This window comes from Arthrobacter sp. SPT-J7 (assembly GCF_059089965.1).
Genome location: NZ_JBNHFF010000098.1, coordinates 1 through 11,372, shown reverse-complemented (window position 1 = coordinate 11,372; position 11,372 = coordinate 1). Strand labels below are relative to the sequence as shown.

General features: G+C 66.4%; 12 protein-coding genes and 1 pseudogene. 2 read left to right on the top strand and 11 right to left on the bottom strand.

The window, feature by feature from the left end; genetic code table 11:
• From AC5RWX_RS24940 to clpS, 3 genes and pseudogenes are all read right to left on the bottom strand, one after another.
• Positions 1–192, bottom strand: a pseudogene (locus tag AC5RWX_RS24940) (glutamate racemase); the annotation flags it as partial.
• Positions 193–315: 123 nt separating this feature from the next.
• On the bottom strand, positions 316–882 hold the full coding sequence (locus AC5RWX_RS24935) for a DUF2017 domain-containing protein (protein ID WP_494098968.1): 567 nt from the start codon (positions 880–882) through the stop codon (positions 316–318).
• Positions 875–1,258 carry an ATP-dependent Clp protease adapter ClpS gene (gene clpS / locus AC5RWX_RS24930; RefSeq protein ID WP_494040025.1) on the bottom strand — a complete coding sequence of 128 codons (384 nt, stop codon included), beginning with the start codon at positions 1,256–1,258 and terminating at the stop codon, positions 875–877. The genes AC5RWX_RS24935 and clpS overlap by 8 nt, the downstream gene beginning before the upstream one ends.
• A gap of 214 nt (positions 1,259–1,472) precedes the next feature.
• Here clpS and AC5RWX_RS24925 point away from each other — a divergent pair, with 214 nt between their 5' ends.
• Both AC5RWX_RS24925 and AC5RWX_RS24920 read left to right on the top strand, forming a co-directional pair.
• Positions 1,473–2,801, top strand: coding sequence for a nicotinate phosphoribosyltransferase (locus AC5RWX_RS24925; RefSeq protein WP_494098967.1), 1,329 nt, complete (start codon positions 1,473–1,475; stop codon positions 2,799–2,801).
• Positions 2,801–3,439: an isochorismatase family protein gene (locus AC5RWX_RS24920; RefSeq protein WP_494098966.1), complete on the top strand. Its 639-nt coding sequence runs from the start codon at positions 2,801–2,803 to the stop codon at positions 3,437–3,439. The genes AC5RWX_RS24925 and AC5RWX_RS24920 overlap by 1 nt, the downstream gene beginning before the upstream one ends.
• 57 nt (positions 3,440–3,496) lie before the next feature.
• Here the strand turns inward: AC5RWX_RS24920 and AC5RWX_RS24915 are convergent, their stop codons facing one another.
• The 8 genes from AC5RWX_RS24915 to AC5RWX_RS24880 all read right to left on the bottom strand — a co-directional run.
• Complete coding sequence (locus tag AC5RWX_RS24915; RefSeq protein WP_494098965.1) at positions 3,497–5,287, bottom strand: DEAD/DEAH box helicase; 1,791 nt, start codon at positions 5,285–5,287, stop codon at positions 3,497–3,499.
• Complete coding sequence (locus AC5RWX_RS24910; protein WP_458781703.1) at positions 5,287–5,628, bottom strand: DUF3039 domain-containing protein; 342 nt, start codon at positions 5,626–5,628, stop codon at positions 5,287–5,289. Before AC5RWX_RS24910 ends, AC5RWX_RS24915 begins: the two co-directional genes overlap by 1 nt.
• Before the next feature lie 121 nt (positions 5,629–5,749).
• Positions 5,750–6,532, bottom strand: coding sequence for a glucosamine-6-phosphate deaminase (gene nagB, locus AC5RWX_RS24905; protein ID WP_494098964.1), 783 nt, complete (start codon positions 6,530–6,532; stop codon positions 5,750–5,752).
• 68 nt (positions 6,533–6,600) lie between these two features.
• Positions 6,601–8,172 carry a transporter gene (locus AC5RWX_RS24900; RefSeq protein WP_494098963.1) on the bottom strand — a complete coding sequence of 524 codons (1,572 nt, stop codon included), beginning with the start codon at positions 8,170–8,172 and terminating at the stop codon, positions 6,601–6,603.
• Entirely contained in the window at positions 8,154–8,948 is a 795-nt protein-coding gene (locus AC5RWX_RS24895; RefSeq protein ID WP_494098962.1) for an ABC transporter ATP-binding protein, read from the bottom strand. The genes AC5RWX_RS24900 and AC5RWX_RS24895 overlap by 19 nt, the downstream gene beginning before the upstream one ends.
• A gap of 135 nt (positions 8,949–9,083) precedes the next feature.
• On the bottom strand, positions 9,084–9,374 hold the full coding sequence (locus tag AC5RWX_RS24890; RefSeq protein WP_494098961.1) for a DUF3253 domain-containing protein: 291 nt from the start codon (positions 9,372–9,374) through the stop codon (positions 9,084–9,086).
• A gap of 11 nt (positions 9,375–9,385) precedes the next feature.
• Positions 9,386–10,483 carry an NADH:flavin oxidoreductase/NADH oxidase gene (locus AC5RWX_RS24885; RefSeq protein ID WP_494098960.1) on the bottom strand — a complete coding sequence of 366 codons (1,098 nt, stop codon included), beginning with the start codon at positions 10,481–10,483 and terminating at the stop codon, positions 9,386–9,388.
• Positions 10,483–11,372 (bottom strand): co-chaperone YbbN (locus AC5RWX_RS24880; RefSeq protein WP_494098959.1); only part of this gene is annotated, 890 nt, incomplete at its 5' end. The genes AC5RWX_RS24880 and AC5RWX_RS24885, both read right to left, overlap by 1 nt.

Genomic DNA, 11,372 nt, shown 5'->3' with positions numbered 1-11,372 from the left:
GGGGCCGTACGGTCCATGTGCGGTGTCCCCTACATAGAGGATGGATTCGTTGGGAAGCTGATCGATGATGGAGCGTGCCACCGTCAAACCGCCTACGCCGGAATCGAAGACACCGATGGGCCGTGATTCCACGGCGGCGGCCGGGAGGTCGCTGGCTTCGGATACCGCTGCAGCGGCTGCTGACGGATCCATGCTCGAGGCTGTTGTCATGATTATTCGAGGATAGGTCTTCAGCGCAGCGTCAGGCACCATCTTGTGGCCTGTGACTCATGTCTAATTTGTCACAGGACCGGGACGGGAATCGCCGGCACATGGTCAACGGCGGGTGTCCAGGGACTGCAGCATTGCCTGGACCAGCGATTCCTGCAGCCAGGTGGCGAAGTTGTAGACCAAGGCCAGGTAGCTTTCCACGTCCTCGGCTTGGGACCAGTCCTGCATCAGGTGGACGTGCTCGGCATCCTCCTCATCCTGGATGTCCAGCCGCTCGGCCAGCACAAGCCGGACGTCGTTCAGGGCCATGGACCAATGCCGCGCGCCGTCGGCGGTGAGCACGATCTCGTCCTTGTCCAGGTCGAGTGCCGCCGCACGGAGGGCGCCGATCTTTGTTTCCCGGAGCGAACGCTCGGTGAGCTGGCGGAACTCAAGGGACGCGGCGCCGTCGTCCTTCATCACGTTGGGCAGAAGCCGCTTCACCGCCCGGTCCGAGGGCTCGGCAACGTCCATATCCAGGCCGATCAGTGCAGCCAGTGGATCCTGGCCCCTGCGTTCCTCCGGTTGGAGCATGGAAATGACGTCGTCAATGAGGCTGCGCAGCAGTTCCCGTTCGGCCGGCTCCAGGTAGCCGGTGATGCCTTTAAGTCCGTACTTGAACGCCTTAGCCACGTTTACCCTTACCCTGGCCCGGCCCGCCGGACTTGCCTGAATTGCCGCCTGGCCCGCCGCTGGCCTTCTCCACCGTGGCCCACAGTCCGAATCCGTGCATGGCGACGGCATGGCGCTCCACCTGTTCCTTGCTGCCCGAAGCAACAATGGAGCGGCCCTTTTTGTGGACCTCCATCATGAGCTTGTTGGCTTTGCTTTCCGAGTAGCCAAAGTAGCTTTGGAACACGTAGCTGACATAGCTCATGAGATTAACGGGGTCATTCCAGATCACCAGGTTCCAGGGGATGTCCGGTGCGGCAAGGAAGTCCGTTGACTCCGCCGTGCCGGTCCGGGTGCCCTCTTGCGTATCAGGGCCGAGCGCAACGCTTAAGGTCATCTGTCCATTCTATGGGGAGGATGGGCCCACACCGGCGAGGGCCCCGCGCCGAAGCGAAGCGAGACGTGGGAGCGGGTGGATGGGCCCACACCGGCGAGGGCCCCGCGGCGAAGCGAAGCGAGACGTGGGAGCGGGTGGATTGGCCCACACCGGCGAGGGCCCCGCGCCGAAGCGAAGCGAGACGTGGGAGCCGGTGGGGACTAGAGTGACTTTCGTGAGCACCTCAGCCGGCTGGGATCATCCCCGCACGTCCTTTTACACTGACCACTATGAGCTGACCATGCTGCAGGCGTCGCTTCATTCAGGCGCTGCGCACCGCAAGTCCGTCTTCGAGGCCTTCGCCAGGCGGCTGCCGGACGGCCGGCGCTACGGCATTGTGGCAGGCACCGGCCGGCTGCTTGAAGGTATCGCGAATTTCCGCTTCGGTGAGGCCGAGCTCGACTTCCTGGCCCGCACCAAGGTGGTCAACGAACAAACGCTGGAGTACCTCGCGTCCTATCGTTTCTCCGGTGACATCTGGGGCTATCCGGAGGGTGAAGCGTACTTTCCGAACTCCCCCATCCTCATCGTCGAGGCCACCTTCGCCGAAGCGTGCATGCTGGAGACGTACCTGCTGTCCGTGCTGAACCACGACAGTGCCATCGCCTCCGCCGCGTCCCGGATGGTCAGCGCCGCCGGCGGCCGCCCCTGCATTGAGATGGGCTCCCGGCGCACCCATGAGGAAGCGGCTACTGCCTCCGCCAGGGCAGCCATCATCGCCGGGTTCGACAGCACGTCAAACCTGGAGGCGGGCATCCGCTACGGAATCAAGACAGTGGGCACCGCCGCCCACTCCTTCACCCTCCTGCATGACACGGAGCGGGATGCTTTCGAAGCACAGATTGCGTCCCTGGGCGACGGCACCTCCCTGCTCGTGGACACGTACGACGTCGAAACGGCCGTGCGCACGGCCGTGGACCTTGCGGGGCCGAAGCTTGGGGCGGTCCGGCTGGATTCGGGCGACCTCGTAGCCCAGGCCCAATGGGTCCGCCAGCTCCTGGACAACCTCGGCAACGAGAACACCAAAATCGTGGTCACGTCAGACCTGGACGAGTTCGCCATCGCAGCCCTGCAGTCCGCCCCCGTGGATTCCTACGGGGTGGGCACCTCACTGGTCACGGGGTCCGGCGCCCCGACCGCCAGCATGGTCTACAAGCTTGTGAGCCGAACGGACGACGACGGCGCCTACGTCTCCGTCGCCAAAGCCGCCAAGAACAAGGCAAGCGTGGGCGGGCGCAAATACGCGCTGCGGAAACTGGACGAACGCGGCATCGCCACTGCCGAGGTAGTGGGCGTGGGCCACCGGCCCGATGACGACGGCAATGACCGTCCGCTGCTGCAGCAGTTCATGAAAAACGGCGAACTGATGCCGGGCTGGACCGGCCATGAAGGCGTGCTCCGGGCGCGCAAACGCCACGCCGAGTCCATGGCCGAACTGCCGGCTGTGGTCAACCGCCTCCAGCGCGGTGAAGCAGCCATCCCCACCATCTACGAGGAGAACTGATGTCCCGCGCCCTGATCATCGTTGACGTCCAGAACGATTTCTGCGAAGGCGGTTCGCTCGCCGTGGCCGGCGGCGCAGCGGTGGCCGGTGCCATCAGCGAGTACGTGGATGCCCACCACAGCGAGTTCGATCACATTGTTGCGACCCAGGACTGGCACATCAACCCGGGAGACCACTTCTCCGAAACCCCTGATTTTGTTGACAGCTGGCCGCCCCACTGTGTGGCGGGAACCCGCGGCGCCGAGCTCCATCCGGACCTGGACACCGAGTACATCGACGCCTATTTCCAGAAGGGGCAGTTTGCTGCCGCCTACTCCGGTTTCGAGGGCCTGCAGGCGCCGGAAGACGCCGTGCCCACCGGAGAACGTCAGCCCGGCGCGCTGCCGGGTGCCGGAGACGCGGACAGCTATGTCGCTGCTGAAGACGCCATCGGCCTGGACGACTGGCTGCAGAGCAACGACGTCGAGGATGTGGTGGTGGTGGGCATTGCCACCGACTACTGCGTCAAGGCAACTTCCCTTGATGCAGTGCAGGCGGGCTACTCCGTGACGGTCATCCGGTCCCTCACGGCCGGGATCGCCGAGGACCTCGAGGAAGCAATCACCGAGATGGAACTCGGCGGCGTCGACGTCGCCTAAGCGGGCGGAAATCCGGCCCAACCATTACTTGCGGCCGGGCCGGCCGCCGTCCTGCCGCTACTTCCGGCCGATGAACCAGTCCTGAAGCTTCCGGAGGCGGGACTGCAGCTGTTCCTCGTTGGCCTGCGCCACCGGCGGACCGCCGCAGACAGTCCGGAGCTTGGTGTGGACCACGCCGTGCGGCGTGCCGGTCCGGGCCGACCAGGCAGCCACGTTTTTGGCCAGCTCATTCCGAAGATCCATGAGCAGCCGGTGGTCGGGGACGGCCGGAGCCGCGGGTTCCGTCCCAACCGCTGGGGCTGACGATCTCCGGTTCTTCCGGTTGAGCTGCTCGTGCTGGCGCTGGCGGAGCAGTGTGCCCACCTGTTCGGCGTCCAGCAGCCCGGGAATGCCCAGGAAGTCCAACTCGTCGTCGGAGCCCACCTCGCCGCCGGTGCCGAACTCGCCGCCGTCGAACAGGACACGGTCAAAGGACGCCTGGGAGTCCAGGGCCTCAAACTTTCCCTTCGTCAGGCTGTCCGAAGCCTTGTCCTCGCGGTTGGCTTCCGCCATCAGCGAGTCTTCAGGGGTGAAGAGTCCGTCCCCGTCTTCCTTCTCCGGCCGGTCCAGGGCGTGGTCCCGTTCGGCCTCCATGGAGTTGGCCAGGGCCATCAGCTGCGGAACGGACGGCAGGAAGACAGACGCCGTTTCCCCCCGCTTGCGGGCACGCACGAAGCGGCCCACCGCCTGGGCGAAAAACAGGGGGGTGGACGTCGACGTGGCGTACACGCCGACGGAAAGCCGGGGTACGTCCACGCCTTCGGACACCATGCGGACGGCCACCATCCAGCGTCTATCGCTGGCAGTGAACTCTTCGATCTTGCTGGACGCCTTTGCGTCATCGGAAAGGATGACGGTGGGCGACTCCCCCGTGATCCTCTTCAGCTGTCCGGCATACGCCCGGGCGTCCTCGTGGTCGGTAGCGATCACCAGGCCGCCGGCGTCGGGGACGGTGCGGCGCACCTCGCTCAGCCGCTTGTCCGCCCCGGCCAGCACGGCGGGAATCCATTCCCCCGCCGGGTTCAGCGCGGTTCGCCAGGCGTGGGAGGTGATGTCCTTGGTCACCGCGGCCTCGCCAAGTGATGCGGCCATTTCCTCGCCCGCGCTGGTCCGCCAGCGCATCTGCCCGGAATAGGCCATAAACATCACCGGCCGGACCACATGGTCCCGCAGTGCGTTGCCGTAGCCGTAGGTGTAGTCCGCCTTCGACCGCCGGATCCCATCCCGGTCCTCGGCATACTCGACGAACGGAATGGGTGAGGTGTCCGAGCGGAACGGGGTACCGGTCAGGGACAGCCGGCGCGCCGCGGGGTCGAACGCTTCAAGCAGTCCGTCGCCCCAGGACAGCGCCTCGCCGCCGTGGTGGATCTCGTCCAGGATCACCAGGGTCCGCGCGGCCTCGGTTTTGGCCCGGTGCAGCAGGGGTTTGCTGGCCACCTGGGCGTACGTGACGGCGACTCCGATGAATCCGCGGCCGTGCTGGCCATCCGAGTTCTTGAAGTTGGGGTCAATGGCGATGCCCACCCTGGCCGCCGCATCCGCCCACTGGCGCTTGAGGTGGTCCGTGGGCGCAACTATGGTCACGCGATTAACGGTGCCGGACTCGATGAGCATGGACGCAACACGGAGCGCGAAGGTGGTCTTACCGGCGCCGGGCGTAGCCACGGCCAGGAAGTCCCGGGGACTTGTCCTCAGGTAAAGGTCCAGGGCTTCCTGCTGCCAGGCACGGAGTTTCGGGGCGGTTCCCCAGGCTGCACGTTCCGGATAAGCCGGAGGCAGGGTGGGGCCGCCGAAGAGCGTCTCCGTCACTACTTGTTGTTGCCTGAGTCCCCTCCGGGACCCTTGCCGCCGTCGTTGCCCGGGCGGAGGCCGTCATAGACCTCTTTGCACATCGGGCACACCGGGAACTTCTGCGGATCCCGGCCGGGCGTCCAGACTTTGCCGCACAGCGCGATGACGGGCTCCCCGGTCAGCGCCGACTCCATGATCTTTTCCTTGCGCACGTAGTGAGAAAAGCGCTCCCGGTCTCCGGGCTCCACCTCCTGGCGCAGTTCCTCGCGCTCGATGGTGGCCGTGGACGTTCCAGCCCCGGAAAGCTCGCGCATCGGGTCGTTTTCGAGAGGGTCCGTCATGCTAGTCATGCCAACCATCTTAGCCTTTCCGGCCGTGCGGCGTTCGACGGCGGCGCTTCCTCCCGCGGGAGGAAAGAGACGCCCCCTGCCTGCCGTCGTCGTGCTCTTCCCCTGCCGGACTGAGCTGGAAACCGCGCGGCTAGAGGCCCTGCCAGGCGGGTTTGTTGTCAAAGGTGTGCCGGTAGAAATCGGCCAGTTTCAGCGCCGAGGCCGCAGCTTCGTCCAGCAAAACGGTGGCATGGGGATGAAACTGCAGCACGGACGCGGGGCAGATCGCGGACACCGGCCCTTCAACGAAATCGCGGACAGCCTGCGCCTTCTGCGCGCCGGTTGCCACGAGGATCACATGCCGGGCATCCATGATGGTCCCCAGCCCCTGGGTCAGGACGTGGCGCGGGACCTCGGCGAGGCTGGCAAAATACCGGGCGTTGTCCCGGCGTGTCTGTTCGATGAGGCTCTTGATCCGGGTGCGGGAGGCAAAGGAGGAGCCGGGCTCGTTGAAACCGATATGGCCGTCGGTGCCCACGCCGAGGAGTTGCAGGTCTATGCCGCCGGCAGCCTTGATTGATTCCTCGTAGGCGCGGCAGGCCGCCAGGATGTCATCCGCCGTACCGTCGGGTCCATGGACGTTCTCCGCAGCGATGTTCACCCTGTTGGCGAACTCCCGCCGGATCACTTCCCGGTACGACTCGGGGTGGCCCACGGGCAGGCCCACGTACTCGTCGAGGGCAAAACCGGAGGCCTGGCTGAAGTCCAGCCCGTCCCGCTCGTGGCGGGCAGCGAGTTCATCGTAGACCGGCAGCGGCGACGACCCGGTGGCAAGGCCCAGGGCTGCATTCGGCTTGCGCCGGAGGAGCTCCTCGATGGCGTCCGCGGCAAGTTTTCCGATCTGCTTGCTGCCGTTGAGGATTACTACTTCCATGCTGTTCCTTCCGGGGCCGTGTCAGCGGTTACGGGTGGGCGGTGCAGGAGCCGGCGGTGTTCACGGGCTCAGCGGTTGACGGTGACCTGGGCCAGCAGTTCAGGACCACGGCCGTCCAGCCATCTTCCGCCCAGCCTGACACCGGTCACAAAAAGGCCCACGCCCAACAGGAGCCCGACGGCCAGGTTCAGCCAGCCGAAGAGGGCATTGCCGGTCACCAGCTGTGCGATCAGGAGGGCGGCCTCCGGCAAGACCAGGACCAGCAGGACTCCCAGCCCGGCGAACTGGACGGCAAGGGTCTGGCCCACGTTTCCGGGAGGCTTCTTGAAGGGGCTGTCGCCCGGCAGGGGAACCGCCACCGTGTACCGGGCCGAGACCACGGAGGACAACCCCAGCCCGGTGAAGAGGATCCCCAAGCTCAGCCCCAACTGGCCGGGCAAGGAGTTCCAGTCTCCCGTGAAGGCAGCGGCTCCTGCGGCGAACACGAGTACCACCGGCAGTGCGAAGGCCAGGCAGGCCAGGGCGCGGCCCAGCCTGTCGTCAACGCCCCGGACGCCGCTGGCCAGGTGCAGCGCGAAGGCGGTGTTGTCATAGGACACGTCAGCGGAGATGGACCAGGCAAGGATGAACGCCGACAACGGCGCCAGGAGCGCCAGGGTGCTGAAGTCGGCCGCCTGGCTCCCTTGGAACACAAGCACCACTGGAAGGAGCGGTATGACGATGAGTGAGCCGGAGTACCGGGGGTCACGGAACCAGTAAGTGAGCGCCCTCGCCATCACAGCACCGGCAGGAGCAGCGGGCAACAACCCGAGCAGCCCCAGTTTGCCGCCTTTGCGCTTATTGCTGCCGGAGTACGGCGGCGTGACCAGGGCACGTTCCAGGAGGAGCTTCCAGCACCAGGCGAGGCCGGCGAGCACCGCAAGGGAAAGGAGCACCTTCAACGCCGCTTCGCCGGGGCGGCCGGCCGCAATGTCGCCGGGCAGTGACCATGGAGCACCAAGCGGAGTCCAGGACATGGTCCGGGCAAAGTCGGGAAGGAAGCCGGTGGAGGCGGTGATTCCCCGCCCCACCCCCGCCACGATCGGGCCCAGGAGGACGAGGGGCACCATAAACGCGACGGCGCTGACGTCCTTGAAGCGGCGGGACGAGGCGAGGCTTGCCGTTGCCGTAGTCACCACCTTGGACAGCACGATGCAGGTCAGGACTCCCAGCACTGCGCCCACCAAAGCTGCGAGGGCCGGCAGGACATCCTGGGACCACGTCACCACCGTGGACAATGCCACCAGGGCTGTGGCCAAACCCGGAATGCCGATCAGCCCGCCCAGCGCCAGTCCAGCCAGCATCTGCTTCATGGGGACGGCGAAGGTGGTGAAGCGGGCTGGATCGAGGGTTATGTCAGTGGCCGAGGCCACCACCGGAATGATTCCCCAGCCGAGCACGGCCGCGGAGCCGCCGAGCACCACGGCTGTGTACACCAGATCGAGTTCCGCCTGGCGAAGGAGGACCAGGACAACCACCAGGGTGGCGACAACACTGAGGGCGTAGAGCCCAGCAAAAGCCATGCCAACCAGTTGCCAAGGACTGCGGCGCAGGCCGTTGCGCAGCAGGGTGAGCTTGAGCCTTAAAAGGTGCGCAACCATTCCAGCCCTTCCGTGTGGCTGCGGCCGCCCACCAGCTGGACAAACCGGTCTTCCAAGGAAACACCGCCGCGCACCTCGTCCACGGTTCCTGCGGCCAGCAGCCTGCCGCCGGCTACTACCGCCACATGGTCACACATGCGCTGCACCAGGTCCATCACGTGACTGGAGACGATCACGGTTCCCCCGGACGCCACGTAGCTGTCCAGGATGGAACGGATGTTGGATGCGGAGACAGGGTCCACAGCCTCGAAGGGCTCGTCCAGCACCAACAGCCGGGGCGCGTGGATCAGGGCGGACGCCAGGGCGATTTTTTTGGTCATGCCTGCCGAGTAGTCCACCACCAGCGTGCCGGCGTCCTGTGACAGGTCCAGGGCTGCCAACAACTCGCCCACGCGGCTGGCCACCACGTCCTTGTCCATCCCCCGCAGCAGCCCGGCGTAGGTGATCAGCTGTTCGCCGGTCAGCCGGTCAAACAGCCGTACGCCGTCCGGAAGGATGCCCATCAGCCGCTTGGCCTCCAGCGGCCGGGCCCAGACATCCACGCCGTGGACGACGGCGGTGCCGAAGTCCGGTCGCAGCAGCCCGGTCGCCATGGAAAGCGTGGTGGTCTTGCCGGCGCCGTTGGGGCCCACTATTCCAAAGAAGGAGCCCGCGGGAACGTCCAGGCTGATGCCGTCCACGGCGATCTTTGCGCCGAAGCGTTTGGCGAGTCCCTGGAGGGACAGTGCGGCTACGGGACCGGCGGGCGGCGCCGGATCTGGTTGCTGAGCAGTCATGAAGCCAGACTAGTCCTCAGGGTGCGGCGGCGGGGTCCTCCTGCAGGCGTAGCGTCAAAGGAGTAGGAAGGCTTCTGCCGGGCGCCGGGACCTGAAAAACGAGCGGTAGGAACCGGCGGACCCCGCTGCTGGTTCCTAACGGACCTTGCGGATCCGGATTGGCCCTTTTGCCGTGGCGGGATCAACCACCGAACCGCCCTGGGTGATCTCCACCTCGCCGGCATCCACGAGCCGCCGCGCGGCCCTGCGGGCGGGCTCCATCAGGTCGCGCCAATTTTCATCGCCGACGGCACGGGCAGCATCCGACGGGCAGATGGTGGATGTTGCAGCCCTGGCAGCCAGAAGATCCAGGATGCTGGCTTCCAGCTGCCGGTCAATCGAGTCAGCACGGGCTGTCCCCTGTTCGCGCCGTTCATGGGCCATCATGGGCGCGTCCGTCAGAAAGTCCGGCGGGGCACAGCCCGCTCATACTGCGGCGCCCATTGAATGTCATGGCCCAGTTCGAAGGCCGCTCGCAGCCACCAGTGCGGATCCCGCAGCGCCGCCCGGGCGATAAAGACGCCGTCGGCCTGGCCGGTGGCTATGGCATGTTCGGCCTGGCCGGCGGACGTCAGGAGGCCTACCGTTCCGGTGGGCACACCCGCTTCCCTGCGGATGGCGGCGGAAAAGCCTGTCTGGTAGCCGGGTCCCGCTTTGATCTGCTGATGGGCAACGGCTCCCCCGCTGGACACGTCCACGAGGTCCACCCCGCGCTGGGCCGCTTCGCGTGCCAGCCGCACCGAGGCAGCGAGGTCCACCCCGCCGTCGGCCCAGTCACTGGCGGAGATCCTCAGGAGCAGGGGCATTGAGTCCGGGATGACAGCCCGCACAGCATCAACCACCGCAAGCATCAGCCGGTTCCGCCCCGTCTCATCCCCGCCCCAGGCGTCGGTCCGTGTGTTGATCAGCGGACTCTGGAACTGGTGCAGGAGGTAACCATGCGCCCCGTGGATTTCCACGGTATCGAACCCGGCATCAACGGCGCGGGCGGCGGCGGCCGCGAAGTCGCTGATCACTTCGTCGATCTGCTCCCCGCTCATGGCGGCGGGTTCGGCATAGCCGTCAAAGGCAGACGGCGAGGGCCCCACCGTGGTCCACCCGCCGTCGGACTGCGGGACACTGCCGTGCTTGCCGGAGAAGGGCCAGTAGGTGGAGGCCTTCCGTCCTGCATGGGCCAACTGGACGCCGATTTTTGCCTCTGCCGCCCCATGGCGGTGCACGAAGGAGGTGATCCGCTGCCAGGCTTCGGCTTGGGCATCGTTGTAGAGGCCGGCGTCGCGCGGGCTGATCATGCCTTCGTGGTTGACTGCGGCAGCCTCGGTGAGGATCAGCGCCGCGCCGCCTGCTGCGAACGAACCCAGGTGCATCAGGTGCCAGTCGTGCGGAACGCCGGGGGCGGCGCCGGCATCGCAGCTGTACTGGCACATGGGCGAAACCCAGCCGCGGTGCCGGAGCTCCAGTGAGCGGAGCTTCAGCGGCTCGAACAGGGCAGACACTAGAAAAGCACCCTGGCGAGGGCCTGCCGCGCCTTGGCCACCCGCTCATCGCCCGCGCCGACCACATCGAACAGCTCAAGCAGGCGGATCCGGGCAGTCTCACGCTCCGGCCCGAAGTTCCTGCCAATGAAGCTGACCAGGCGGTTCAGCGCATCCTCCACATGACCGCCGGCAACGTCCAGGTCAGCGACAGCAAATTGCGCCTCCAGGTTGTCCGGCTCATTGGCTGCCTTGGCGCGCAATGCTTCACTGTCCTGTGCCGTGAGTGGTTGGAGGCGCTCCATCAGCTCCACCTGGGCCAGCCCCGCCTTGGCCTCGTGGTCGGCGGGCATCTCATTCAGTGCCTGCCGGTAAGCTGCTGCCGCCGCCGCGTAGTCACCAGCTTCGATGGCGTCAAAAGCGGCCTGGTGCAACGGCGGCAGCGGTGCCGGTTCCCCTTCCGGGGCGGCGCCGCCGCCAAGGCTTCCGGTCACGCCGTTCGCCGCGGCCACCTTCAACAGTTCATCAAAAAGGCTGCGGACCTGCTGCTCGTCGGCGCCGCCTTGGAAAAGCGGCACAGGCTGGCCCTTCAGCACCGCAACGGCGGTAGGTACGGCCTGCACCTGGAACGCCTGGGCCAGCTGCGGGAAGGCTTCGATGTCGGCGGCGCCGAGAACCAGCCTTCCGCCGTAGCTGTTCACCACGCGTTCCAGGACGTCCAGCATGGTTGACGACTCGGGCGAGTAGGAAGCCCAGAGGGCGACAACCACGGGTACCTGCGCGGACAACTCCACGAGCTGCTGGAAGTTGCTCTCGGTTACGTTGACCACCAGTTCGGGAGCGCCGGGAACGGCGCCGGGCTGCGCTCCACCAGGCGCTCCCGTTCCGGTGGGGTGGGCGGAGGGGGCCG

Coding starts and splice junctions, on each gene's coding strand:
- clpS (WP_494040025.1), bottom strand. CDS start 1,258: ATGACCTTAAGCGTTGCGCTCGGCCCTGATACGCAAGAGGGCACCCGG.
- AC5RWX_RS24920 (WP_494098966.1), top strand. CDS start 2,801: ATGTCCCGCGCCCTGATCATCGTTGACGTCCAGAACGATTTCTGCGAA.
- AC5RWX_RS24910 (WP_458781703.1), bottom strand. CDS start 5,628: ATGGTTGGCATGACTAGCATGACGGACCCTCTCGAAAACGACCCGATG.
- nagB (WP_494098964.1), bottom strand. CDS start 6,532: ATGGAAGTAGTAATCCTCAACGGCAGCAAGCAGATCGGAAAACTTGCC.
- AC5RWX_RS24900 (WP_494098963.1), bottom strand. CDS start 8,172: ATGGTTGCGCACCTTTTAAGGCTCAAGCTCACCCTGCTGCGCAACGGC.
- AC5RWX_RS24895 (WP_494098962.1), bottom strand. CDS start 8,948: ATGACTGCTCAGCAACCAGATCCGGCGCCGCCCGCCGGTCCCGTAGCC.
- AC5RWX_RS24890 (WP_494098961.1), bottom strand. CDS start 9,374: ATGATGGCCCATGAACGGCGCGAACAGGGGACAGCCCGTGCTGACTCG.